This is a genomic window from Streptomyces sp. NPDC036984, assembly GCF_055607665.1.
This window is the reverse complement of the sequence record NZ_JBVJRL010000008.1, coordinates 173,627-195,827: the sequence shown is the minus strand read 5'-3', so window position 1 is coordinate 195,827 and position 22,201 is coordinate 173,627. Positions and strand designations below refer to the sequence as shown.

Here is a 22,201-nt window from a genome sequence, read left to right as displayed (position 1 = left end):
TAACTGACGGAGCGTCAGATGAGGAGGGCTACGGCAGCAGACCGCCCGACTCGGCGAACATCATGTGGACCACGGCCATGAACCCGATGCAGAAGGCACCGGCCACGCCGAGGAAGGCCAGCCCGAAGCCGGTGCCGACGGCGAGGCTGCCGGGCGCCGGCGGCTTGGCGGTGGCCTGCTGGGGAAGCTCCGGCAGGTAGCGCACGGTCACGAAGTCGCCCTCCAGGACGGTCGCCGGGCCGTCCTCCTCCTCGAAGCGGACCGTGCGGCCGTCGCGGGTCGTGAACTCGTAGACGTGGTGCAGGGTCGTGCGCACGGACGTGTCCCCGCCGCCCCCGCTGGTCGTCGTGTACATCCGCAGGCAGCGCGCCTCGGCGGTCAGGCCGTGCGCCCACGTCCTGCTGATCCGCCGCGCACGGCGGACCAGCAGATACGCGGCGGAGACGAACGCCGCGAACATGAGGCCGGGCACGGCGTAGAAGAACAGTTCCATGAGGTCCCCCGTGGTCAGGTACGCCGTCCCCGCTCGGTCGGCGTGCGAGGAACGTACCCGGCACGCCGGGTGGCCCGCCTCAAGAGAAGCTCAGTATCAGAATCGAGACAGTGTGATCCACTCGTGCACGAGGAAGACCGCACAGGCCCCGAGAAGCACCAGCCAGACGACCGCGGCCGCCATGGCCTTGCCGGGCTCGGGCTCGGTGGCGGTGGCCTTTTCCGGCTCCTGCGGGGCGTAGTACACGCGGACCATGTCGCCGGCGCCCCTCTCGCTCGGACCGCCGGCCTCCTTGAAGCGCACGGCCCGGCCGTCCTGCGCCGTGAAGTCGTACTCGTGCCACTGCACCCGCCTGGCGACGTTGTTGACCACCTGTGCGGTGACCCAGGCACGCACGACCCGCGCCTGCGCGGTCAGCCCGCTCTCCCAGGCCGAGCGCCGCTGCCGGGTCCGGCGGACCAGAGCCACCGCGGTGAAGACCATGAACCCGAGCATGCCCGCCATGGATATGTTGAACAGGGCGTCCACAGGTACCCGTACCCCCGTATATCGGTGTTGAGGACTCACGTGCGCCGGGGCCGTCGACACGGCGCCGGCGCACGCGGACCTTACCCGAACGGGATCAGAAGGTGACGTCCGAGCAGGCGTAGAACGCGTTGCCCGTGTCGGCGATCGTCCACACCGCGAGGATGACGTGATGCCCGCTCAGGCCGGTGGGCAGCGTGCCGCTGTGGCTGAGCGTGGCCGGCGGGCGCTGGCCGTTGTAGGGCACCGTCAGGAACGGGGTGAGGTTGAGGTCCGAGCGGGCGAGGTTGTGGTTCTGGTTCCAGCCCGGCTTGGTGACGTAGTACTTGAAGTCCGTCGTGGCGTGCATGGCGGTGAACTGCCAGCGGAAGGTGTACGACTGGCCACCCGTCACCCTGGTGGTGGGCCAGGCCCCGCCGGACGGCGTCCTCGGCGAGCTGAGCTGTGAGAACTGGCCCAGGCCCGCGTTGCATATCTGGCCGTCGGCGGGTCCGCCGGCCGGGAAGCCCTTGGGGCCCTCGACACTCTGCGGCTCCCACTGGATCTGGCCGCAGTTGGCGACGGTGCCGTTCTGACAGAGCTTCTGCCTGCTGATGGGGAGGTCGGTGTAGCCGTGCCCGCTGGCACCGCCGGTGGAGAGCGCGAACGCTCCGGCGGTCACCGCGCCCAGCACGACCGCGGACAACTTGGTCTTCGTGCGCATGCTGCCGCTCCTGGGGAACGTGGGGAGTTCGGTGAGCTGTGCAGGTAGGTCTAGACCAAGTCTCAGGTTATTGCCGTTAGTTGAACATGTCCATACCAATCGAGGGTCCGCTGCCGGACCGGTCACACCGGCTCGCCGCGCCCCGAGCAGAACGCCACCGTGAGGTCCCGCACCAGCACCTTGCGCTCGTAGTCGTCCAGTTCGACCAGACCGCGCATGGTCAGCCGGGTCACCGTGTCCTCCACCGAGTCCACCACCGAGCTGAGCAGGGTGGCCCGCTGCCGGGCGTCCAGCGCGGCGATCCGGCGCCGGTGCACCGCGGCGGCCACCTCGGGGGCGTGCTCCACCCGGACCGGCTGCACGGAGAACACCTCCACGCCGACCGGCGCGGTCTCCGTCGCCACCAGCCGGGTCAGCGCGTCCCCGGCCGCCGTCGCCCCGCCCCGCACCCCGCCCGCCGCCTCCACCGGCACCCGGGCCAGCGCCGCCTCCACGCACTCGCGCAGGTACGTCTCGTGGTCCTCGACGCCGAGCAGGGCCCGCGCGGTGTCGCGCACCCGCCACACCACCAGCACGACCACCCGCAGCGCCAGCCCGTCGGGGTCCACCGCCGGCATCACCTCGCTGCGCCAGTGCCGCAGCCGCACGTCCACCCGGCGGCGCAGCACCAGCGGGTTCACCCACAGCAGCCCGGTGCGCCGGACCGTCCCGCGGTAGCGGCCGAACAGGCCGAGCACCCAGGCCCGCCCGGTCCGCCCCCGGGCCAGCCCGCCGAAGCCGACCACGCCGAGCATTCCGGCCCCGGCGTACGCGGCCCACTGCGCGACACCGAGGCCCGCACCCGCGTACGCCGGCAGCCGCAGCGCCTCCGCGGCGAGCGGCGGAAGCAGCCCCGCCCACCAGGTGGTGGCCAGGCAGCCGGTGAGCCCGCAGGCCCCGGTGAGCACCCCGGCCGCGCCCGGCAGCACCCGCGCCGGGCGTTCCGCCAGCTCCGGGTCGACCTCCGGCAGCGGCCGTCTGCGCACCGGCGCCGTGCGGTGCAGGCGGGGCTGCTCGCCGGTGCCCTGCCGGCGGGCCACCACGGCCGGCTTGAGCGGCACCCGCACCGGGTCGGGATCGTCCCGGAAGAGCAGGTGGACGGGGATCTCGGTGGTCCCCTCGTTGTGGATCAGACGGGTCGGCCGGATGCCGTGGCCCGCCGCACCGCCCTCCGGCTGCCCCTCGGATTCGGGCGGTGTGTGGGATGTGGTCGTACTCATGCGTGCTCCAGCCTCCGCGCCAGACGCGTCATGAACAGGGGGTGGGGGTGTACGGGGTGGTGCCGGGGCCGCCCCGGGCGGGCGGGCGCGGCTAGGCGAACAGGCGGCGCCAGGTCTCCGGGCCCGGATAGCCGTCCGCCGCGCCGCCCCGCCAGCCCTGGGTGCGCTGGAAAGCCTCCACGGCCCGCCGGTCCGCCTCGCCCCAGTGCGGACCCGGACCGAGGGCATAGAACCGGCCGAACCCTTTCTTCACCAGCTGAACACCGAGCCGGGTGACGTAGTCGTTGGTCGCGCCCGGCCGGAAGTACTGCCGGCCGGGGTAGCCGGGCACCCCGTGCGAGGCGGGTGCGGCGAGGCCGGCCGCCCCGGTCGTGATGTCCTTGCCCTTGCGGGTGACCAGCAGGTCCCAGGTGCGCGGCCCGGGCAGCCCGTCGGCCACGTCGCCCGTCCAGCCCTGGGCCCGCTGGAACGCCTGGGTGGCGCGCCGGTCCGCCTCGCCCCAGACCGGACCCGGGCCCTTGTCGTAGTACGCGCCCGCGCCCCTGGCGATCAGCATCTCGCCGAGCAGGGTGACGTACGTGTTGTCGGCGCCGGGCCCGAAGTAGGCGGCACCCGGGTAGCCGACCGCCGTCTTCACGGACGCCGCCGCCGCGGCGCCGGCCGCGCCCTTCGTCACGCCCTTGTAGCGGTAGGGGACGTACTTGTCGGTGTGGCTCCAGTAGGGATAGGGGGTGGTCTGGCGGCGGGTGCGCGGGGGCGTCTGCTCGTAGACCGTGTAGTAGGTGTGGGTGTAGTCGGTCCAGCCGCCGAAGATCACGACATGGGACCCTTTCTCCGGGTCGTCCGGGTTGTGGTAGAGCAGGATGTCACCGGGCTGGAGCTCCTCCTTGGTGATCTTCACTCCGAACTGGCCGAGGCTGCCCGTCCACTCGTTGCCCGGCAGGCCCCAGGCCATGGAGACATAGCCGGAGCAGTCCTGCCGGTAGCCGTCGGACCAGAAGGCGTACATGCTGTACGGCACCTGCGCGGCCACCCAGATCTTGGCCCGGTTGATGATGTCGGTCCGGGTGGTGGCGGGGATCGGGACGGTGGTGGAGCCCTCGGGCTTGCCCGCCGGGCCGTGCAGCGGGGCCTTGGCGCCCTGGGGGGTGTCGGGCTCGCCGTCGCCGGGCAGGGCCTGGCGGTGCGGGGAGTGGCCGGGGGTGAGGGCGGCAGCCTGGGGAACCGCGCCGAGGGCGGCGGAGGCGGCGGCCGCGACCACCACCGTGCGGGCCCTCCCGCGGCCGGGCGGCGGGCCGGGAGCCGGCCGCCCCCGGTGGACACAGCCGGGGCAGTCGCAGTCGCTCCCGGGGTCGATGTCCTCGAACACCGGAGCGATCATGCGATCTGCCTCACATTCGGGGGTGATTTGTCCGCGAGTGTGCACGTTGATCAGTTTCCCAACTGTGGTCAGACCGCGCATTTTGACGGTCCGAATGATGTACGCGTCCCCTCCTGGCGGCCGTCCGCCACCTCCCGGCGGTCAGAAGCACCCCTCCAGGTCAGGTAGAGTTTTCTTCGTCAGCAGGCGCCGCTAGCTCAGTTGGTTAGAGCAGCTGACTCTTAATCAGCGGGTCCGGGGTTCGAGTCCCTGGCGGCGCACCGACCGGAAAGCCCCTCGCGGAAGCGGGGGGCTTTTCGTATGCCCTCCGCCCGAATGGCCGGATACCCTCTGGCCATGGCAGCCCGGGACCTTCAGGAGCGGATCAAGAAGCTGATCGTGGACCAGCGGCTGCCCTCGGGCGCCCCGCTGCCCACCGAGCCCGAGCTGATGCGGCTCCTCGGGGCGAGCCGGAACTCGGTGCGGGAGGCGCTGAAGGCGCTCCAGGCGATGGGGATCGTGGAGATCCGGCACGGGTTCGGGACGTACGTCGGCTCGATGTCGTTCGCGCCGATGATCGAGGGGCTGGCCTTCCGCACCGTCGCCGGCCACTACCGCGGCGAGGACTCCCTGCTCCAGCTGCTGGAACTGCGCGAGGCCGTGGAGACCGGGCTGGTGTCGCGGCTGGCCGGGCGGCTGCCGGAGGCGGACCTCGTGGCACTGGAGGCGCTCGTGGAGCGCATGGAGCGGGAGGCCGCCGAGGGGGCCGGGCTCGCCGAGACCGACCGCGCCTTTCACGCCACCCTCTACCGGGGGCTGGACAACGTGCTGCTCGGCGAGGTGCTGGAGGCGTTCTGGGACGCCTTCCACCGGGTGCAGCAGGACCTGGTGGAGGTGGCGCAGGATCCGCGGGTCACCTGCCGCCAGCACCGGGAGATCCTGGACGCGGTGCGCTCCGGCGACTCGCTGCGGGCCGAGCGGGCCATAAGAGAGCACTTCGGCAACATCCGCACCCGGCTGTCCCCGGTGGCCGTGTCCAACGGGTGAACCGGCTCAGCGGACCGTCCCGGTGAGGTAGGCGGAGACCACCACGTTCGCCGTGTAGCTGCGGCTGGCCCGGTCGAAGGAGCCGCCGCAGGTGATCAGGCGGAGTTCGGCCCGGCCCGGTTCGCGGGCGCCGTAGGCCAGCCGGGCGTCGAAGCCCTCGCGGGGCAGGACGCGGACGTCGTCGACGGTGAACTCGGCGACCCTGCCGTCCGCACGCACCACCCGGACCCTCTCGCCGGGCTGGACGGTGCTGAGCTGGTAGAAGACGGCGGGCCGGGACTCGGTGTCGACGTGCCCCACCAGCAGGGCGGCCCCCGCCGCGCCGGGCTTGGGGCCGGCGCCGTACCAGCCGACCACGCCCGGCTGGTCGTAGGGCGGAGGATCGACGGCACCCTGGGCGTCCAGGCCGCGGGCCACCACCGGGGCCTGGACACCGAGCCGCGGGATGTCGACGCGCTGGGGCAGCGCGTCACCCAGGGGCTTCGCCGGGCGCGGCAGCAGGGCGGGGTCGGCGGGGTGGCCGAGGCTGAAGACGTCGCCCGTGGTGGGGCCGTCCGTGCTCGGCTGGACACCGGTGACCCCGCGCCCCCACAGCCACAGCCCGAACAGCAGCAGCGCCCAGGCCAGACCGGTCACGAGCCGCCCGCCGCCCGGGCCGCGCGCCTGGTCGTCGGACATGGCTCAGCGGGTGCCGCGGCTCCGGCGGGCGCGCAGCCCGACCGCGACCGCGGCGACCCCGGCGAGCGCCAGGCCGGTCACGGCCTGGACGGTGTCGGGGCCGGAGCCGCTGGTGGCCACCGTGGCGAAGTGCGCCGCGCCGCCGCCGCCCGCGGGGACCGGGGCGACGGGCGAGGCGGGGGCGGTGGACGGCCGGGTGGGCTCCGCCGGCCGGGCACCTCCCGCCGCCATGACGGTGATCCTGCCGGTGATCACTTGGTCGGCGCAGGTGATCTTCACGGTGTAGGCGCCCGGCTCCAGGGCGGAACGGACGCGGGTCTCGCCGGCCAGGATGCCCTGGGCGCCGGTCAGCCGGGCGTCGGCGACGAAGGCGGCCGAGGCGGCCGTGCCCTGCTCGCCGGCGCAGCCGCTGACCCGCAGGGTGACGTCGTCGCCCGGCGCCGGGGTGGCGGGGGTCAGGGTGACCGAGCCGCCGTCCGCCGCGTGGGCGGCCGGGGCGACCGCGGCGACGGCGAGGAGTGCGGTACAGAGAGTGAGGCGTAGTGAGCCCATCGTGAACCTCCAGTACCAGGAGACTCCCCCGCTCAGGGCGCTCCCGCATCCTCGGGAGGCGCCCCGCTGCTCCGAACGGGTGACACCGGGTTTCGGCCGGGCGGACCCCCGCGCTCAGACCAGGTCGACCAGGTCCGCGATGGAGTCGACGACCTCCGACGGGCGGAACGGGTAACGGTCGATGGAGTCGGGCTGGGTCACGCCGCTGAGCACCAGGAACGTGCGCATCCCGGCCTCCAGGCCCGCCAGCACGTCGGTGTCCATGCGGTCGCCGATCATCGCGGACGTCTCGGAGTGGGCGCCGATCGCATTCAGCCCGGCCCGCATCATCAGCGGGTTCGGCTTGCCGACGAAGTACGGCTTCTTGCCGGTCGCGGCGGTGATCAGGGCGGCGACCGAGCCGGTGGCGGGCAGGTCGCCCTCGATGGAGGGGCCGACGTTGTCGGGGTTGGTGGCGATGAACCGGGCACCGTTGTTGATCAGCCGGACGGCCTTGGTCAGGGCCTCGAAGGAGTAGGTGCGGGTCTCGCCCAGGATCACGAAGTCGGGGTCGTGGTCGGTGAGGATGTAGCCGATGTCGTGCAGTGCGGTGGTCAGGCCGGCCTCGCCGATGACGTAGGCGCTGCCGCCGGGCCGCTGGTCGTTCAGGAACTGGGCGGTGGCCAGGGCCGAGGTCCAGATGTTGTCCACCGGCACGTCCAGGCCCATGCGCCGCAGCCGGGCGTGCAGGTCGCGGGCGGTGTAGATGGAGTTGTTGGTGAGCACCAGGAAGGGTCGGCCGGACTCGCGCAGCTTCTTCAGGAAGGCCTCGGCGCCGGGGATCGGCACCCCCTCGTGGATCAGGACGCCGTCCATGTCGGTGAGCCAAGACTCGATGGGCTTGCGGTCTGCCATGTTGTGCGTCTCCTGGCGTACGTACGGTCGAGAAGCGGGGGCGCCGGAACCACGGCGTACCGACGCCCCCAGCCTAGTCAGGACCGGTGGATCCTGACCCTGTCGATCACCGGTTAACCGCTTGTCCGCCGGCAGTGGGTGCGGGGTCGGCTGCCGGTGGCGGGCTTCCAGTCCTCGACGTAGGACGTGAAGTTCTCGGCGCACGTAGGGCAGGGCGAAGGTGGCGAGCTTGCCGCCGGTGCCGGCCGGGAACCGGATGCCGAGGTGGGGCATGGTCTCGGACCGGGCGTAGTTCATCTGCACATCGCCGAGGAACATCCGCCCGGACGCGGGCCGGACGAACCCGGCGACCGCCCGCAGCGCAGCCCTGGTTCAGCCGCGGCCGGGGGCGCGCGGGTGCGGGACCGGACCCCGGTTCAGCGGCGGCCGCGGGCCAGCAGGAACGCGCCGGCGCCCACGCCGAGCAGGGCCGCGCCGGCCGCGAGCAGCCCGTGGGCGAGCCCCGGCCCGGTGCGGGCCAGCTCGCGCGCCCGCTCGCCGGCCTCCCGCGCCTCCTCGGCGAAGGGCAGGGTGGAGTCCGGGGTGGCGTCGTCGGCGGGGGCGGGGGTGGGAGCGGTGGCCGGTGCACTGCCGGACGGGGTCACCGTCACACCGCCGGCGTCCTGCCCGTCCTGCACCTGCTGCGCCTCCTCCTCTTGCTGCTCTTGCTCCTCTTGCTCCTCTTGCTGCTCTTGCTCCTCTTGCTCCTCTTGCTGCTCTTGCTCCTCTTGCTCCTCTTGCTCCTCTTGCTCCTCTTTCCCGCCGATCCCGAAGCGGTACGCGTCGGACTCCCCGACCCAGTCCCCGTCCTGGCCCCGCCGCTGTACGACGGCGGCGTTGGCGGTGACCTGGCCGGCCGCGGTGTCGGAGGTGAGCGCGAGCCGGACCCGGACGCTGACGGTCCCGCCGGCCGGCACGGTGAACCCGCCGAACCCGGTGCCGTCCAGCACTCCGACCAGCTCCTGCTCGTCGGTGCTCTCGAAGGCCACCGGCCGCATACGGGAGCCGTCGTAGAAGTCCAGCCGGGGCTGTGACGGGCGCAGCGCGCGCTGGTCGTCCACGAGGACCACGACCGGGTGGATGCCGGCACAGGCCCGGCCGGTGGTGTTGGTGAGGTCGATGTACCAGGTGCCGTATCCGCCGCCCGCCTCATAGGAGTCGGGCCCGCCGCGGATCCGGGTGGCCAGCGGGAAGGTCCCCGCGTCGGCGGCGACACAGGACGGGGCCGAGGCGGCGGCGTAGGCGGCTTCCGGCGACGCGGGGGCGCCGACGGGGACGACGACGGCGGCGGCGGCTGCGGCAAGGCAGAGTGACAGGGGCGTGCACAGTCGCATGAACACATGACCATGCCGGGCGGCCCTGGGGATCGGGCGGCACCACTCGGCGGGCGGGGCCGAAGTCCGCTCGATCGGCGGAGCCGGCACCGTTCACGCCCGGCAGGGTCACTTCCCCGCGCGCCTGATCGAGAACACCGGCGTGCCTGCGAGCGGATCCGGGGGATGTCCCCTGCTGCACGAACGTGGCGGAGGCTCCCCGCCGGCGCGGGCAAGCGACAGCACAGGGTTCCCCGGCACCACCATCACCCGTCCCCCCGCCCGAACAACGGCGCCAACAGCAACTGCGCAGCCCCCTCGGCCACCGCCCGCTCCCCTCGCGGAGCGACCCGCACCGGCACCGACCGCCCACGCACGCCCTCTTGTCGAGCCCGCGCGGCCAACACCTCCGCCACCCCTCGCACATACACCTCGGGCGCTCCGGCAACCGTCCGCCCGCCGAGCAGCACCACATCGATGTCCAGCAGCCCCACCAGATTCCCGGCCGCCACGCCCAGCACCCGCGCCGCCTCGGCCGCCTCCCCCCGCGCCACGGCCCCGAGGCACAGCGCCTCCACGCACCCCCGGTTCCCGCACTCGCACAGCGGCCCGTCCAGCCGGATCACCTGGTGTCCGAACTCCCCGGCCCCGGTCCGCGCCCCGCGGTGCACGCTGCCGCCGATCACGAGCCCGGCGCCGAGCCCCGTACCCAGATGCAGATAGGCGAAGGACGGGCCCGCCGCGTCCTTCGTACCCTCGACCGCCAGCCCCAGAGCGGCGGCGTTGGTGTCCTTGTCCACCACCACCGGCACCCCCAGCCGTTCCGCGAGTGCGTCCCGCAGCGGAAAGCCGTCCCACTCGGGGAACCCGGTGACCCGGTGCAGCACCCCCCGCGCATGATCCAGCGGCCCCGGAAGCGCCACCCCCACCCCCACCAGTGACCCGACCCCGGCGAGCCCGACCCCGGTCACACCACCGACCGCCCCCGACACACCCACCGCGCCACCGGACGCCTCACCGGCAGCCTCCCCACCCTCGGACGCCCCTACGGCCACCCCACCGACAGCCCCCGCCCCTCCGGCCACCCCACCGACAGCCCCCGCACCTCCGGCCACCCCACCGACAGCCCCCGCACCTCCGGCCGCCCCCTGGGCAGCCCCGGCGCCACCAGACACCCCACCGGCCACCCCACCGACCACCGCCGCCGCCACCGCACCCGCACCCGCACCCGCACCCGGCGCCGTCCCCCCGCCGTCCGCGCCCAGGCGCTCCCCCACCAGCCCCTCGACCACCCCGCACACCGCCCCCAGCACGGCCTCCGCCCCCGCCCCCAGGTCCAGTTCCGCGCGCCGCTCCCCCACCACGGCCCCGTCCAGATCCAGCAGCACCACCCGCAGCTCGTCGCGGTCCAGGTGGACCCCGACCGCATGTCCCGCCTCCGGGACCAGCCGCAGTACGGTCCGCGGCTTGCCGCCGGTCGACGCCCGCCGCCCGGCCTCCACCACGAACCCCGCCTCCCGCAGCCGCGCGGTGATCTTGCTGACGGCCTGCGGGGTCAGGCCGGTGCGCTCGGCCAGCTCCAGCCTGCTGATGCCCTCGGCCCCGGCGTCCCGCAGCAGCCCCAGCACCAGCGCGGTGTTGTGACTGCGCACCGCCCCCAGATTCGCACCCGCCGGTCCGCCGTTCCGCGTGGTCCTCGTCCTGTTCACGCCACCCATTCTGCCCCCCGCTTGCACTTTCGCAACAGCGTTGCCAAAGTGGAGGGCATGACTGCTACGCCCCTCCGCGTCGGCCTGATCGGCTACGGCCTCGCCGGCTCCGTCTTCCACGCCCCGCTGATCGCCGCGACCGAGGGCCTCGCCCTGGACACCGTGGTCACCTCCAGTCCGGAACGGCAGCAGCAGGCACGCACCGAGTTCCCGGACGTGGCGCTCGCCGCCGGCCCCGAGGAGGTGTTCGACCGCGCGGCCGAGCTCGACCTGATCGTCATCGCCTCCCCGAACAAGACGCACGTCCCGCTGGCCACGGCCGCCCTCGAGGCGGGCCTGCCGGTGGTCGTGGACAAGCCGGTCGCCGGCACCGCCGCCGAGGCCCGCGCGCTCGCCGCCCTCGCCGAGGAGCGCGGCCTGCTCCTGTCGGTCTTCCAGAACCGCCGCTGGGACAACGACTTCCTGACCCTTCGCCGGCTCCTGGCGGACGGTGCACTCGGCGACGCCTGGCGCTTCGAGTCCCGCTTCGAACGCTGGCGCCCCCAGCCCAAGGGCGGCTGGCGCGAGTCCGGCGACCCCGCAGAGATCGGAGGTCTGCTCTACGACCTCGGCAGCCATGTCGTCGACCAGGCCCTGGTCCTCTTCGGCCCGGCCACCGAGGTCTACGCCGAGACGGACATCCGCCGCCCCGGCGCCGAGACCGACGATGACACCTTCATCGCCCTCACCCACGCGAGCGGAGTCCGTTCCCACCTCTACGTCTCCGCCACGGCCGCCCAGCTCGGCCCCCGCTTCCGCGTGCTCGGCTCGCGCGCGGGCTACGTCAAGTACGGCCTGGACCCCCAGGAGGCGGCTCTGCGCGAGGGCAGCCGCCCCGGCACCTTCGCCGACTGGGGCGCCGAGGACCAGTCCCTGTGGGGCCGCCTCGGGTCCGGCGAGTCCCCGCTGACCGGCGGCGGCACCCCCGTACCGACCCTCCCCGGTGACTACCCCGCCTACTACGCGGCCGTCGCCGGCGCCCTGCGCGGCACCGGCCCCAACCCGGTGACCGCCCTGGAGGCGGCCGCCGCCCTCGACGTACTGGAAGCGGCCCGCAGGTCCGCCCGGGACAAGGTGACGGTGACCCTCTGATGCCCCAGATCACACCCAGGACCACCCCCGAGCTCACCCCGTCGGTCGAGGAGCTGGAGGCGCAGCAACGCCGCCTGGTCTTCCGGACGTTCACGTACGACGACGCCTGGGCGCTCGGCTCGCTGCTGGTCGAGCTGGCCCGGGAGCGGCAGGCCCCGGTCGCCATCGACATCCACCGCGCCGGACAGCAGCTCTTCCACGCGGCCCTGCCCGGATCCACCCCGGACAACGACGCCTGGATCGCCCGCAAGCGCCGGGTGGTGGAGCGCTACGGCGCCGCCTCCTACCTGGTCGGCGCCCGCTTCCGGGCCAAGGGCAGCACCTTCGAGGAGTCCTCCCGTCTGGACCCGGACGCGTACGCGGCGCACGGCGGCTCCTTCCCGATCACGGTCGAGGGCGTCGGTGTGATCGGCGCGGTGACCGTCTCCGGCCTGCCCCAGCTCCAGGACCACCGGTTCGTGGTGGAGGCGCTGGAGAAGTTCCTCGGCCGTTCGGCCGGCTGAGGGAACGGCGGGAATCATCCGGGACGGCCCTCCGGTTGGCAGTGGCGGAAGACGTGACGATCACGGCACCGCCCACCACCGGAGGGACCACACCCGATGACCACTTCGCTGAAGGAGTCCGTCGGCCGCTACGGCATCTGGAGCTTCGAGCTGCGCTCGGAGGACCCGGCCCGGCGCGGCGAACTGGAGGAGGCCGCAGCCGAGTTGGAGGAACTCGGGTACGGCGCCATCTGGCTGGGCGGCAACAGCACGGCGGACAACGCGGCCCCGCTCATCGGGGCGACGCGGCGCGTCACCGTCGGCACGAGCATCCAGAGCGTCTGGCAGCAGGACGCGGCCACGACGACGGCCGGCTTCGCCGAGCTGGAGGCGGCCCATCCCGGCCGCTTCGCGCTGGGCCTCGGGGTGAGCCACGGCCCGCTGGTGAAGGACTACAGCCGCCCGTACGCGGCGATGGTCGACTACCTCGACGCGCTGGACAAGGCGGGCGTTCCCGCCGGCCGCCGCGTGCTGGCCGCGCTGGGGCCCAGGATGCTGGGCCTGTCCGGCAACCGCGCGGCGGGCGCGATCCCCTACCTGGTCACGCCCGAGCACACCGTCCGGGCCCGCGAGATCCTGGGTGAACAGCCCCTGCTCGCGCCCGAGTTCAAGGTGGTCCTGGAGAGCGACCCGGCCCGCGCCCGGGAGACCGCCCGCGCCTACCTCGCCCGCTACCTGGAACTGCCCAACTACACCGGCAACTTCCTCCGCCTGGGCTTCACGGACGACGACGTCACGGACGGCGGCAGCGACCGCCTTGTCGACGCGGTCTTCGCCTGGGGCGACGAGGACCGGATCCGTGAACGCATCACGGCCTTCCACGAGGCGGGCGCGGACCACGTGGCCCTCCAGGTGGTGACGGCGAACACAGACGGCACCCTCCCGAGGGAGGAATGGCGCCGCCTGGCTCCATTGCTCGGGTGACCGGTCCCGCCCAAGGGGCGCGGGGCCGTGTTCGACGTGCGGCTCCGCGGCGCGGGCGCGAGCGGCCACGGCGGACCCGCAGCCGCCGGACGCGCGCGGCCCCCGCCCTCTCAGGCCCTGTCGTCAAGTTCCCGCCTGCCGCCCTCCGGGCGGACGACGGGAGTGTGAGGACGGGACCTAGGGGGCTTCGTTTGGATCAGCCCGGGTCCGCGACGCCCGGCATGGCACCTCGCCGCGTTGTCGGACCACCCGAGTACGCCCAGTACGCGGGTGATCCTCCGCCTTGCGATGCACCGCACCATGCGCCGCGGCCTGATCCGACCTGATCCAAACGAAACCCCCTAGGCGTCCTTGAGCTCCTGCCGCTGCCGGCCGAGCCCGGCGATCTCCAGCTCGACCACGTCCCCGGCCCGCAGATACGGCTTCGGCTCGGGCTGCCCCATGGCCACCCCCGCGGGCGTCCCGGTGTTGATGACGTCCCCGGGGTACAGCGTCATGAACCGGCTCAGGTACCGCACGACCTCCCCGACGGGGAAGATCTGCTGGGCCGTCGTGCCGTCCTGCTTCAGCTCCCCGTTCACCCACAGCCTCAGCGACAGATCCTGCGGGTCGGCGACCTCGTCGGCCGTCACCAGCCAGGGCCCCAGCGGGTTGAACGTCTCGCAGTTCTTGCCCTTGTCCCAGGTGCCGCCGCGCTCGATCTGGAACTCCCGCTCGGAGACGTCGTGCGCCACCGCGTAGCCGGCGACGTGCGCGAGGCCCTCCTCGGCCGAATCCAGGTAGCGGGCCGTGCGGCCGATGACGACCGCGAGCTCGACCTCCCAGTCGGTCTTGGCCGAGCCGCGCGGTACCAGCACCGTGTCGTGCGGCCCGACGACCGTGTCCGGCGCCTTGAGGAAGACGACGGGCTCGGGGGGCGGCTCGACGCCCGTCTCGCGGGCGTGGTCGTGGTAGTTGAGCCCGATGCACACGACCTTCCCGATGCGGCCGAGCGGGGGCCCGATCCTGAGGCCGGCCGGGTCCAGCGCGGGCAGCTCACCGGCCTCGGCCGCCGCCCGCACCCGGTCGAGCGCCGTGTCGTCGGCGAGGAGCGCACCGTCGATGTCGTCCACGAGGCCCGACAGGTCCCGCAGGGTCCCCTCGGCGTCGAGCAGTGCGGGGCGCTCGGCCCCGGCCGTACCGACTCGCAGCAGCTTCATGGTCACAATCTCCCTCGATCGCGGGGGCGCCCGGCCGATGGGTGCAGCCATCGGAGGACTGGCCGATCCTCCAATTCCGCCGTCCAGTCCGCAAGACCCTGTTCACGTACTGGACCGTAACCGGGGCCGCTCGGGGTAGGCGGCGGGCTCAGCGGGACAGCAGGGCCTGTTCCGCCGCGCTCCAGGCCGTACTGGTGACGATGTACAGCGCGGCGGCGAGCGGGACGACCGCCACGGTGACGAGCGTGAAGAAGGACAGGAAGGGTGCGACCCGGGTGACCGCGCCGAGCCCCGGCACCTCCGCACCGGCGACGGCCGGTGCCGGCTGCTCGGCCATGGTCCGCCTGGCGCGCCGGTAGTTGACGGCGGCCACGGCGGCGACGAGGACGAAGAGGCCGACGTAGACCAGCCCGGCCGGGCCGAATATCCCGCCGTCGGCGAGCGCGTCGGACCAGCGCCCGCCGAGCGGTGCCGCCAGCAGCCGGTGGCCGAGCAGGCCGTTGCCCTCCCCGTCGATCGTGGAGCTGGAGAACAGGTGGTAGAGGAGGAAGAAGGCGGGCAGCTGGAGCAGGCTGGGCAGGCAGCCGGAGAGCGGCGAGACCTTTTCCTCGGCGTGCAGTTCCAGCACCGCCTGCTGGAGCCGCTGCGGGTCCTCGGCGTGCTTGGCGCGCAGCTCGGCGACTCTCGGCTGAAGCGCGGCGCGGGCCCGCCTGCCGCGGGCGGCGGCCCGGGACAGCGGGTGGACGAGGAGCCGTACCAGCGCGGTGAACAGGACGATCGCGGCGGCCGCCGCGGAGGCGTGGAAGAGCGGGGTCAGCAGGTCGGCGAGCTGCTCGACCAGATCGGCGAAAACGGACATGGGTGAGCCCTCCGGGGGTCTCGTCGTGCCGGAAGCGAACGGAGAACGGCATGACGACCCGCGCGGGGTCACGCGCTGAGAGGTGCGAGGACGTGCCCTACGCGGCGGTCGCCGGACGGGTGTGTCCGGGTGCTCTGGGCCGCCGCCGGCCGGGCGCGTCGGGATCGCGCTGGGGCAGGAAGGCCGTACGGCGGGCCCGGTCGCGTATCGCCGTGCGGACGCGGGTGGGTGGCACGAGGGGCACGCTGCGCGCGGCCAGCAGGGTGCAGGCGGCGAGCATGGCGGCGGCGGTGGCGGTCGCGGCGAGGGCGACGGCGGTGGTGAGGCCGCCGGTGCCGAGGAGCGCGGCCTGGAGCAGCAGCAGCTGGGCCAGGACCAGCAGGAGGGCGAGGGAGCGCCCGGTGGCGACACGGCCGGTCATCAGCACTCCCCCCTTCGTATGACTGTCTGTCAGTGTGCCAGGTGCACCGGATCGGTCTCCAGGGGCTCCAGCAGCCGCTTGGGCCGCAGCAGCGCCCTGCTGACCGGATCCGCCGGCGCGGAGTCGAGTTCCGGCCCCGGCACCATGACAACGTCCGCGACCGGCACGAGAGTTCCGCAGGCGGTGCACATTCCGTACGGCTCGACGTCCCCGCCGCAGTCCGCGTGCCGGAACAGGCGCAGCCGATTGCCGTCGACGTGCTCGCGGCCCCACTGGGCGAGGGCGCGCAGCGCGGGCCACAGGGCGGCACCGCGCTCGGTGACGACGTACTCGTCCCGGGGCGGGGTCTCCTGGTACCGGCGCTTCTCGAGGATCCCCTCCTCGGTGAGCGTGCGGAGCCGGGCCGACAGGACGGCGCGCGGGATGCCGAGGTGGACGAGGAAGTCGTTGTAGCGCCGGACGCCGTAGATCGCGTCGCGGACGACGAGCAGCGTCCACCGCTCGCCGACGACCTCCAGCGCGCGGGCGATCGAGCACTCCTGCGTCGCGTAGTCCTTGCCCAGTGCCATGCCGTCCACTGTAACCATTGACCGCACATTGGTTCAGTGAACGAACCGACAGTGCTACGGTGGTCGCGACAGGTCAGTTCAATGACCGAACCGAATGCCGCACACCCCGGCGGACAGGACCGGGGCCCCGGAAGGACAGGACAGGCCATGACCCGGCTCGACTCCGCCACCACCCCCGCGGCGGCCGTACGCGGCGCCACCGCCCGGGACGCCCCCGTGCGACCCCGCGCCACCCTCGCCCTGACCAGCGCCGCCACCACCGTGGCCCTGATGATCTACACGGCCCCGATGGTCACGCTGCCGGACATCGCGGCCGCCCTGCACACCCCGCTCTCCGCCCAGGCGTGGCTGCTCAACGGCACCCCGCTCGGCCTCGCCGCCCTCCTCCTGGTGGCCGGCAGCCTCGCCGACGACCACGGCCGGCGCCGGATCTTCCTCGCCGGCACCCTCGGCCTCGGCCTCACCGCCGTGCTCGGCGCGTTCACCACGTCGACCTGGCAGTTCACCCTGGCCCGCATCGCCCAGGGCGCGGCCTGCGCGGCCCTGCTGGCCAGCAGCCTGGGCCTGATCGTGCACGCCTTCCCCAGCCCGCGCGGCCGGCTGCACGCCACCGGCGTGTGGGGCGCCTTCGTCAGCGGCGGTATCGCCGTGGGCCCGCTGCTCGCGGGCGCGCTGCCGGACTGGCGGGTGGGCTACGGCGTCCTGGGCGCCGCCGCCCTCGTCGTGGCCGCGCTCGGCACCCGGGCGCTCGCCGAGTCGCGCGCCCCGCGCGGCGGCCGGCCGGACGTGCTCGGCGCGCTCACCTTCGGCCTGGCCCTGGTGGCCCTGGTCGCGGCCCTGACCCTGGGCCGGGACGGCTGGCTGCGCGCCCCGGTCGGGCTGCTGCTCGCGGCGGCCGTCGTCCTGGTCGCCGTGTTCGTCGCGGTGGAGCACCGGACCGGCACCCCGATGATCGACCTCGGCCTGCTGCGCCGGCCCCGCTTCCTGGCCTCCTCCGCGGGCGGCCTGTTCACCGGCCTGGCCGTGATCGGCATCTTCAGCTTCCTGCCCGCGCTGCTCCAGCAGACGCTCCGGCTCTCCCCACTGGCCACCGCCTGGCTGTTCCTGCTCTGGTCCGGCCTGAGCTTCGCCGTCGCCCTCCAGGTCAAGCACCTGGCGCGCCGCGTCGCCCCGCGCGTCCAGCTCGCCCTCGGCTTCGGCCTGCACGCGATCGCGGTCGTCACCATGCTCGGCGCCCTCGGCTCCGGCTCCTGGACCCGCCTGCTGCCCGGCCTGATCGTCGGCGGCGTCGGCAGCGGCCTGCTCAACGGCGCGCTGCCGCTGCTCGCCGTGGAGTCGGTGCCGCCCGAGCGGGCCGCGATGGGCTCCGGCGCCCAGCAGACCTTCCGCTACATCGGCTCCTCCGCCGGCGTGGCCCTGACCATCGCCCTCGCCACCTCGGCCGGCGGCATGGCCGACGGCGCGGACACCGCCCTGCTGGTGTCGGCGGGGCTGGCGGCGGCGGGCGCGGTGAGCGTGCTGGCCCTGCGGGAGCGGGGAGCGCGCGGGTGACCCGGGCTCACCTCGGCCGCATCGACACCAGCCGACCCCACACCACCAGCCGGTACCGCGAGGTGAACTCGGGTGTGCAGGTGGTCAGGGTGAGGTAGTGGCCCGGCTCGTCGTACCCGTACCCGGGCCGCACGAGCGAGCGCGGGACGGGCCGCACCACCCCCGAGTCGGTGGCCGACGTGCGCGGCAGGATCCTGTCGACCTCGTACGTGTACGTCGCCGACCGCGTCTCCACCTCGATGTCGTCCCCCCGCCGCAGCCGGGGCAGGTACCGGAAAGGCTCGCCGTGCGTGTTCCGGTGCCCGGCGAGCGCGAAGTTCCCCGCCTGCCCCGGCTGTTGCGTCCCCGGGTAGTGGCCGGCGTATCCCTTGTTCAGGACGTCCGCCCTGCTCACCCCCTCGGCGACGGGGACGCGCAGACCCAGCCGGGGGATGGTGAGCACGGCGTACGCCTGGGACCGCCGGGGCAGGATCACGGGGGTGTTCGCGCGTTGCGGCGCGCGGGATGCGCCGGGGGCGGCCGGTGCCGCGGCGGAGGGCGTACCGGATGCGCCGGCACCGCCGGCGGTGCCGCTGCCGGGAGCCGTCGTACCGCTGCCGGGGGCCGTCGTGCCGCTGCCCCACTCCCGTTCCAGTGCCGCCACCTTCCGCTCGGCCCCGCGCCGGGCCTCGCGGTTGGTCCACCACAGCTGGTGCACGACCAGCAGCAGAAGGACCAGCCCGGCCGTCACGAGCACCTCGCCCCCGCTCCACAGCACCCGCCGGCGCCGGGCCCGCCGGCGCCGATCGCTGTGCCGTACGACCCGTACGACCCGTACGCCCGAAGCCGTCCGCATCCGCACCCCACCTCCGCCCAAGCCGCCCGCACGATAGGCGCGGCGCCCTCAACTGGCCAGAGGGAGCAGGGCAAGGACCTCACCGCCGGGCTTCCTCAACGGGTTTGAGAAAGGGGCGTCACAACTCTCGACAACCCCGTCCGCCACCCCCGATGCTTCCTGTTGGCATGCCGGGGGGACGAGTCGGCACCGCTCGGGGAGGCGGTGCCGGAGCCGCACGGAGAGGCAGCACAGCCATGATCCGACGCAGAACACTGCTGGCCGCCGCGGGCGGTGGCCTCCTCGGCAGCGCGCTGGCCACGGGCAGCGCCCGGGCCGACGCGACGATCGCCGTCGATCCCGGGGCCACCTACGGCACTTGGGAGGGCTGGGGGACGTCCCTGGCCTGGTGGGCGAACGTCTTCGGCACCCGGGACGACTTCGCCGACATCTTCTTCACGACCAAGAACACGACGTACAACGGCACGTCCCTGCCCGGCCTCGGCCTGAACATCGCCCGCTACAACCTGGGCGCGTGCAGCTGGAACAGCGTGAGCGGCGCGTCGATGGCCGTCTCCCCGAACGTCCCCGCCTTCAAGCAGATCGAGGGTTACTGGCAGGACTGGAGAGACGAGGACCCGGCCTCCGCGGCCTGGAAGTGGTCGGCGGACGCCGCCCAGCGGGCGATGCTGGTGAAGGCCACCCGACGCGGGGCGGTCTCCGAGCTGTTCGCCAACTCACCGATGTGGTGGATGTGCTCCAACCACAACCCGTCCGGCGCGGCCGACGGCGGCAACAACCTCCAGTCCTGGAACTACCGCCAGCACGCCTCCCACCTCGCCGCGGTCGCCCTGTACGCGAAGCAGAACTGGGGCGTGACCTTCGCGACCGTGGAGCCCTTCAACGAGCCGGCCTCGTCCTGGTGGACGGCGACCGGCACCCAGGAGGGCTGCCACATCGACGCGAGCGTGCAGGCGGCCGTACTGCCGTACCTGCGCAGCGAGTTGGACAAGCGCGGCCTGACGGCGACGAGGATCGCGGCGTCCGACGAGACGAGCTACGACCTCGCGCGCACCACCTGGAACTCCTTCTCCGCCACGACGAAGGGCTATGTCGACCGGGTCAACGTCCACGGTTACCAGGGTTCCGGCGGCCGCCGCGACCTGCTCTACACGGACGTGGTGACGACGGCCCGCAAGGCCCTGTGGAACTCGGAGACCGGCGACAGCGACGCCACCGGCCTGACCCTGGCGAGCAACCTCCTCTACGACTTCCGCTGGCTGCACCCCACGGCCTGGGTGTACTGGCAGGTGATGGACCCGAGCGCGGGCTGGGCGACGATCGCCTACGACCCGAGCACGCTCCAGCCGGGCGCGATCCAGACCAAGTACTACGTCCTGGCCCAGTTCACCCGCCACATCCGCCCCGGCATGACGATCCTGGACACCGGCGTGAGCTACGCGGCGGCGGCCCTGGACCGGACCGCGAAACGCCTGGTGATCGTGGCCGCGAACACGTCCTCCGCGGCCCAGACCCTGAGCTTCGACCTCTCCCGCTTCTCCGCCGTGACCGGCGGCTCGGGCGGCCTGGTCCCCCGTTGGAACACGGTCACGACGGGCGGCGGCGACCGCTACACGGCCCGCTCCGACATCCGCCTGAACGGCACGTCGGTGTCCGTGCCGTTCGCGGCCAAGTCGGTGCAGACGCTTCAGGTGGACGGCGTCAGCGTGTGACGCGCCGGATTCAGCCCAGCGGCAGGGAGTCCTGGTAGCCGTTCACCGGCCGGGGCACCTTCGTGACCGTACGGGCGTCCAGCGCGACCTGCGCGGAGCCGGTGCCCAGGGTCCCGCCCGGGTGCCAGGTCCCGGTGACCGTCACCCAGGTGTCGGCGGGCAGCGCGGGCCCGCCGTGGATCCGCACCTTCACCGACTGGGCGTCCGCCGCACAGCAGTTGAGGATGATCCGGGTGAGGTCCCAGCTGCCCTTGGTGCCATCGAGGGGCGTGACGAACCCGGTCATCCGGATGACGCGCCCCTCGATGGCCTGCCCGCGGTCCTGCCGCACCCGGCTGGTGAAGTCGGAGAGGGTCATCGGGACGGGCGAGGTGCGCGGCAGCGGGTCGAAGCCGCCGTCATGGGTGACGACCTTCGCCGGCTGCCGGGAGGCGGTGTAGGCGCCGAGGGCCGGTGGGGCGTAGAAGAGCAGGCTGAGCGCGGGCAGGAGGAGCAGCCAGGAGACGCGGGGGACGGCGGAGTGGTCGTGCGGGCCGTGCGGGTGCTCGTCTGCGCTGCCGTGAGAATGCTCGTCTTTTCCGTCGAGTCTTCCGTCGAGTTTTCTGTCGAGTTTTCTGTCGAGGAAGGCGGCGGCGAGCCCGAGCAGGAGCAGGACGGCGCCGGAGGCGATGAGCAGGGGCCGCATGCCCTCCTTGACGTACCGCAGGCAGAGGTCGGTGACGAGGGAGACGTACAGCAGCCCGAGCCCGCACAGGGCGAGCAGCCCTGCCTGGAGCGACCGTTTCACAGCAACACCCCTCCGATCAGCGCGCTGCACGCGACGGCGACGACGAGGGTGGCGGCGGAGAACCGTACCGCGAACGCCCGCCCGAAGGTCCCCGCCTGCAGCGCGATCAGCTTCAGATCGACCATGGGCCCCACCACCATGAACGCCAGCCGCGCCACCGGCGGGAACCCGGTCAGCGAGGCGGCGAGGAACGCGTCGGCCTCGGAGCACACCGCGAGCAGCACGGCGAGGCCGGCGAGGAAGAGCACCGACAGCCAGGGCGCCGCGGCGAAGGTGTCCAGCACGGAGCGCGGTACGACGACGTTGAAGGTCGCCGCCGCCATGGCGCCGAGCACCAGAAACCCGCCGGCGTGCAGAAAGTCGTGCTGGAAGCCGCGCCGGAACTCGTCGAGACGGCTGTGACCGTGCCGGTGCCCGGTGTGCCGTACGGCGGGCCGCAGCCACTCGGCCCGCCCGAACCGGAGCCACAGCCACCCCATGACGAGGGCGGTGGCGAGGGAGGCGAGCAGCCGGGCGAGCACCATGGCGGGGTTGCCCGGGAACGCGATCGCGGTGGCGGTGAGCACGACGGGATTGACGGCGGGCGCGGACAGCAGGAACGCGAAGGCGGCGGCCGGTGCCACCCCGCGCCCGATCAGACTGCTCGCGACCGGCACGGAGGCGCACTCGCACCCGGGCAGGACGACCCCCGCGACCCCTGCCACCGGTACGGCGAGCACGGGCCGCCTCGGCAGCAGGCGCTGGAACACCCGCTCCGGCACGAAGGCGTTGATCGCGCCGGACAGGGCCGTACCGAGCAGGAGGAAGGGCAGGGCCTGCACGGTGACGGCCAGGCACACGGTCCGCCAGGTCTGCACGGCCGGGGCGTCACCCCAGCGCCCGAGGAAGAAGAGGAGGGCACCGGGCAGAACGGCGGCGCCGACCAGCAGCAGGGGCCAGAACCGGGGAGGCGCGGCGCCGGCAGCATGGTCCCCGGCCCCGGCACCAGCCTCACGGCCCTCGACCCCGACGCCGACGCCGGCCTCATCGTCCTCGGCCCCGGCCCCGGCCCCGGCCTCGGCCTGGACTGGCTCACCCGTCTTCTGCATGCCGACTCCGC

General features: G+C 73.6%; 23 protein-coding genes and 1 tRNA gene. 7 read left to right on the top strand and 17 right to left on the bottom strand.

Features of this window, described 5'->3' with window-relative positions:
* Positions 1–28: 28 nt before the first annotated feature.
* The 5 genes from ACZ7DL_RS17705 to ACZ7DL_RS17685 all read right to left on the bottom strand — a co-directional run bounded on the left by ACZ7DL_RS17705 (position 29) and on the right by ACZ7DL_RS17685 (position 4,361).
* The gene (locus tag ACZ7DL_RS17705) at positions 29–493 is read right to left on the bottom strand and encodes a DUF3592 domain-containing protein (RefSeq protein ID WP_470775076.1); all 465 of its coding nucleotides are present in this window, start codon (positions 491–493) and stop codon (positions 29–31) included.
* A 96-nt stretch (positions 494–589) separates the two neighbouring features.
* Complete coding sequence (locus tag ACZ7DL_RS17700) at positions 590–1,021, bottom strand: DUF3592 domain-containing protein (protein WP_470775075.1); 432 nt, start codon at positions 1,019–1,021, stop codon at positions 590–592.
* Positions 1,022–1,115: 94 nt separating this feature from the next.
* Positions 1,116–1,721: a lytic polysaccharide monooxygenase auxiliary activity family 9 protein gene (locus tag ACZ7DL_RS17695; RefSeq protein WP_470775074.1), complete on the bottom strand. Its 606-nt coding sequence runs from the start codon at positions 1,719–1,721 to the stop codon at positions 1,116–1,118.
* Between the two features lie 122 nt (positions 1,722–1,843).
* Positions 1,844–2,980, bottom strand: coding sequence for an SPFH domain-containing protein (locus ACZ7DL_RS17690; protein WP_470775073.1), 1,137 nt, complete (start codon positions 2,978–2,980; stop codon positions 1,844–1,846).
* A gap of 91 nt (positions 2,981–3,071) precedes the next feature.
* A complete protein-coding gene (locus tag ACZ7DL_RS17685) occupies positions 3,072–4,361 on the bottom strand; it encodes a peptidoglycan-binding protein (RefSeq protein WP_470775072.1) in 1,290 nt (429 codons plus the stop codon).
* Positions 4,362–4,547: 186 nt separating this feature from the next.
* On the opposite strand from ACZ7DL_RS17685, the gene ACZ7DL_RS17680 reads away from it, so the two are divergent.
* Both ACZ7DL_RS17680 and ACZ7DL_RS17675 read left to right on the top strand, forming a co-directional pair.
* A tRNA-Lys gene (locus tag ACZ7DL_RS17680) sits at positions 4,548–4,621 on the top strand.
* A gap of 76 nt (positions 4,622–4,697) precedes the next feature.
* Entirely contained in the window at positions 4,698–5,387 is a 690-nt protein-coding gene (locus tag ACZ7DL_RS17675; RefSeq protein WP_470775071.1) for a FadR/GntR family transcriptional regulator, read from the top strand.
* 6 nt (positions 5,388–5,393) lie between these two features.
* Here the strand turns inward: ACZ7DL_RS17675 and ACZ7DL_RS17670 are convergent, their stop codons facing one another.
* The 5 genes from ACZ7DL_RS17670 to ACZ7DL_RS17650 all read right to left on the bottom strand — a co-directional run bounded on the left by ACZ7DL_RS17670 (position 5,394) and on the right by ACZ7DL_RS17650 (position 10,581).
* Positions 5,394–6,065, bottom strand: coding sequence for a class F sortase (locus ACZ7DL_RS17670; RefSeq protein WP_470775070.1), 672 nt, complete (start codon positions 6,063–6,065; stop codon positions 5,394–5,396).
* A gap of 3 nt (positions 6,066–6,068) precedes the next feature.
* Complete coding sequence (locus tag ACZ7DL_RS17665; RefSeq protein WP_470775069.1) at positions 6,069–6,617, bottom strand: hypothetical protein; 549 nt, start codon at positions 6,615–6,617, stop codon at positions 6,069–6,071.
* 114 nt (positions 6,618–6,731) lie between these two features.
* Positions 6,732–7,511, bottom strand: a complete 780-nt coding sequence (locus ACZ7DL_RS17660) for an HAD-IIA family hydrolase (protein ID WP_470775068.1) — start codon at positions 7,509–7,511, stop codon at positions 6,732–6,734.
* A 416-nt stretch (positions 7,512–7,927) separates the two neighbouring features.
* Positions 7,928–8,884 (bottom strand): hypothetical protein, encoded by a 957-nt coding sequence (locus ACZ7DL_RS17655; RefSeq protein WP_470775067.1) that lies wholly within the window; start codon positions 8,882–8,884, stop codon positions 7,928–7,930.
* A 245-nt stretch (positions 8,885–9,129) separates the two neighbouring features.
* Positions 9,130–10,581 (bottom strand): ROK family transcriptional regulator, encoded by a 1,452-nt coding sequence (locus ACZ7DL_RS17650; RefSeq protein WP_470775066.1) that lies wholly within the window; start codon positions 10,579–10,581, stop codon positions 9,130–9,132.
* 48 nt (positions 10,582–10,629) lie between these two features.
* Between ACZ7DL_RS17650 and ACZ7DL_RS17645 the strand changes: the two genes are divergently transcribed.
* The 3 genes from ACZ7DL_RS17645 (at position 10,630) to ACZ7DL_RS17635 (ending at position 13,169) form a co-directional block, all read left to right on the top strand.
* On the top strand, positions 10,630–11,703 hold the full coding sequence (locus ACZ7DL_RS17645; RefSeq protein WP_470775065.1) for a Gfo/Idh/MocA family protein: 1,074 nt from the start codon (positions 10,630–10,632) through the stop codon (positions 11,701–11,703).
* Positions 11,703–12,206 (top strand): heme-degrading domain-containing protein, encoded by a 504-nt coding sequence (locus ACZ7DL_RS17640; RefSeq protein ID WP_470775064.1) that lies wholly within the window; start codon positions 11,703–11,705, stop codon positions 12,204–12,206. The genes ACZ7DL_RS17645 and ACZ7DL_RS17640 overlap by 1 nt, the downstream gene beginning before the upstream one ends.
* Before the next feature lie 96 nt (positions 12,207–12,302).
* The gene (locus ACZ7DL_RS17635) at positions 12,303–13,169 is read left to right on the top strand and encodes an LLM class F420-dependent oxidoreductase (protein ID WP_470775063.1); all 867 of its coding nucleotides are present in this window, start codon (positions 12,303–12,305) and stop codon (positions 13,167–13,169) included.
* A gap of 341 nt (positions 13,170–13,510) precedes the next feature.
* Here ACZ7DL_RS17635 and ACZ7DL_RS17630 read toward each other — a convergent pair whose 3' ends face one another.
* The 4 genes from ACZ7DL_RS17630 to ACZ7DL_RS17615 form a co-directional block, all read right to left on the bottom strand.
* Positions 13,511–14,368 carry a fumarylacetoacetate hydrolase family protein gene (locus ACZ7DL_RS17630; RefSeq protein ID WP_470775062.1) on the bottom strand — a complete coding sequence of 286 codons (858 nt, stop codon included), beginning with the start codon at positions 14,366–14,368 and terminating at the stop codon, positions 13,511–13,513.
* 148 nt (positions 14,369–14,516) lie between these two features.
* Positions 14,517–15,227, bottom strand: coding sequence for a YidC/Oxa1 family membrane protein insertase (locus ACZ7DL_RS17625; protein WP_470775061.1), 711 nt, complete (start codon positions 15,225–15,227; stop codon positions 14,517–14,519).
* Positions 15,228–15,324: 97 nt separating this feature from the next.
* Positions 15,325–15,648 (bottom strand): DUF6412 domain-containing protein, encoded by a 324-nt coding sequence (locus ACZ7DL_RS17620; protein ID WP_470775060.1) that lies wholly within the window; start codon positions 15,646–15,648, stop codon positions 15,325–15,327.
* Positions 15,649–15,677: 29 nt separating this feature from the next.
* Positions 15,678–16,226 carry a winged helix-turn-helix transcriptional regulator gene (locus ACZ7DL_RS17615; RefSeq protein WP_470775168.1) on the bottom strand — a complete coding sequence of 183 codons (549 nt, stop codon included), beginning with the start codon at positions 16,224–16,226 and terminating at the stop codon, positions 15,678–15,680.
* 138 nt (positions 16,227–16,364) lie between these two features.
* Between ACZ7DL_RS17615 and ACZ7DL_RS17610 the strand changes: the two genes are divergently transcribed.
* Positions 16,365–17,768: an MFS transporter gene (locus ACZ7DL_RS17610; RefSeq protein WP_470775059.1), complete on the top strand. Its 1,404-nt coding sequence runs from the start codon at positions 16,365–16,367 to the stop codon at positions 17,766–17,768.
* A gap of 7 nt (positions 17,769–17,775) precedes the next feature.
* Here the strand turns inward: ACZ7DL_RS17610 and ACZ7DL_RS17605 are convergent, their stop codons facing one another.
* Entirely contained in the window at positions 17,776–18,603 is an 828-nt protein-coding gene (locus ACZ7DL_RS17605) for a class E sortase (RefSeq protein ID WP_470775058.1), read from the bottom strand.
* A 236-nt stretch (positions 18,604–18,839) separates the two neighbouring features.
* Between ACZ7DL_RS17605 and ACZ7DL_RS17600 the strand changes: the two genes are divergently transcribed.
* On the top strand, positions 18,840–20,315 hold the full coding sequence (locus ACZ7DL_RS17600; RefSeq protein ID WP_470775057.1) for a glycoside hydrolase: 1,476 nt from the start codon (positions 18,840–18,842) through the stop codon (positions 20,313–20,315).
* Positions 20,316–20,325: 10 nt separating this feature from the next.
* Here the strand turns inward: ACZ7DL_RS17600 and ACZ7DL_RS17595 are convergent, their stop codons facing one another.
* Positions 20,326–21,102: a TIGR03943 family putative permease subunit gene (locus ACZ7DL_RS17595; RefSeq protein ID WP_470775056.1), complete on the bottom strand. Its 777-nt coding sequence runs from the start codon at positions 21,100–21,102 to the stop codon at positions 20,326–20,328.
* Positions 21,099–22,190 carry a permease gene (locus tag ACZ7DL_RS17590; RefSeq protein WP_470775055.1) on the bottom strand — a complete coding sequence of 364 codons (1,092 nt, stop codon included), beginning with the start codon at positions 22,188–22,190 and terminating at the stop codon, positions 21,099–21,101. Before ACZ7DL_RS17590 ends, ACZ7DL_RS17595 begins: the two co-directional genes overlap by 4 nt.
* Between the last annotated feature and the right edge of the window lie 11 nt (positions 22,191–22,201).

Bases quoted from the DNA above. Each gene is read 5' to 3' on its own strand.
- ACZ7DL_RS17705 (WP_470775076.1), bottom strand. From the start codon at position 493: ATGGAACTGTTCTTCTACGCCGTGCCCGGCCTCATGTTCGCGGCGTTC.
- ACZ7DL_RS17695 (WP_470775074.1), bottom strand. From the start codon at position 1,721: ATGCGCACGAAGACCAAGTTGTCCGCGGTCGTGCTGGGCGCGGTGACC.
- ACZ7DL_RS17690 (WP_470775073.1), bottom strand. From the start codon at position 2,980: ATGAGTACGACCACATCCCACACACCGCCCGAATCCGAGGGGCAGCCG.
- ACZ7DL_RS17685 (WP_470775072.1), bottom strand. From the start codon at position 4,361: ATGATCGCTCCGGTGTTCGAGGACATCGACCCCGGGAGCGACTGCGAC.
- ACZ7DL_RS17675 (WP_470775071.1), top strand. From the start codon at position 4,698: ATGGCAGCCCGGGACCTTCAGGAGCGGATCAAGAAGCTGATCGTGGAC.
- ACZ7DL_RS17670 (WP_470775070.1), bottom strand. From the start codon at position 6,065: ATGTCCGACGACCAGGCGCGCGGCCCGGGCGGCGGGCGGCTCGTGACC.
- ACZ7DL_RS17665 (WP_470775069.1), bottom strand. From the start codon at position 6,617: ATGGGCTCACTACGCCTCACTCTCTGTACCGCACTCCTCGCCGTCGCC.
- ACZ7DL_RS17660 (WP_470775068.1), bottom strand. From the start codon at position 7,511: ATGGCAGACCGCAAGCCCATCGAGTCTTGGCTCACCGACATGGACGGC.
- ACZ7DL_RS17655 (WP_470775067.1), bottom strand. From the start codon at position 8,884: ATGCGACTGTGCACGCCCCTGTCACTCTGCCTTGCCGCAGCCGCCGCC.
- ACZ7DL_RS17650 (WP_470775066.1), bottom strand. From the start codon at position 10,581: ATGGGTGGCGTGAACAGGACGAGGACCACGCGGAACGGCGGACCGGCG.
- ACZ7DL_RS17645 (WP_470775065.1), top strand. From the start codon at position 10,630: ATGACTGCTACGCCCCTCCGCGTCGGCCTGATCGGCTACGGCCTCGCC.
- ACZ7DL_RS17640 (WP_470775064.1), top strand. From the start codon at position 11,703: ATGCCCCAGATCACACCCAGGACCACCCCCGAGCTCACCCCGTCGGTC.
- ACZ7DL_RS17635 (WP_470775063.1), top strand. From the start codon at position 12,303: ATGACCACTTCGCTGAAGGAGTCCGTCGGCCGCTACGGCATCTGGAGC.
- ACZ7DL_RS17630 (WP_470775062.1), bottom strand. From the start codon at position 14,368: ATGAAGCTGCTGCGAGTCGGTACGGCCGGGGCCGAGCGCCCCGCACTG.
- ACZ7DL_RS17625 (WP_470775061.1), bottom strand. From the start codon at position 15,227: ATGTCCGTTTTCGCCGATCTGGTCGAGCAGCTCGCCGACCTGCTGACC.
- ACZ7DL_RS17620 (WP_470775060.1), bottom strand. From the start codon at position 15,648: ATGACCGGCCGTGTCGCCACCGGGCGCTCCCTCGCCCTCCTGCTGGTC.
- ACZ7DL_RS17610 (WP_470775059.1), top strand. From the start codon at position 16,365: ATGACCCGGCTCGACTCCGCCACCACCCCCGCGGCGGCCGTACGCGGC.
- ACZ7DL_RS17605 (WP_470775058.1), bottom strand. From the start codon at position 18,603: ATGCGGACGGCTTCGGGCGTACGGGTCGTACGGGTCGTACGGCACAGC.
- ACZ7DL_RS17600 (WP_470775057.1), top strand. From the start codon at position 18,840: ATGATCCGACGCAGAACACTGCTGGCCGCCGCGGGCGGTGGCCTCCTC.
- ACZ7DL_RS17590 (WP_470775055.1), bottom strand. From the start codon at position 22,190: ATGCAGAAGACGGGTGAGCCAGTCCAGGCCGAGGCCGGGGCCGGGGCC.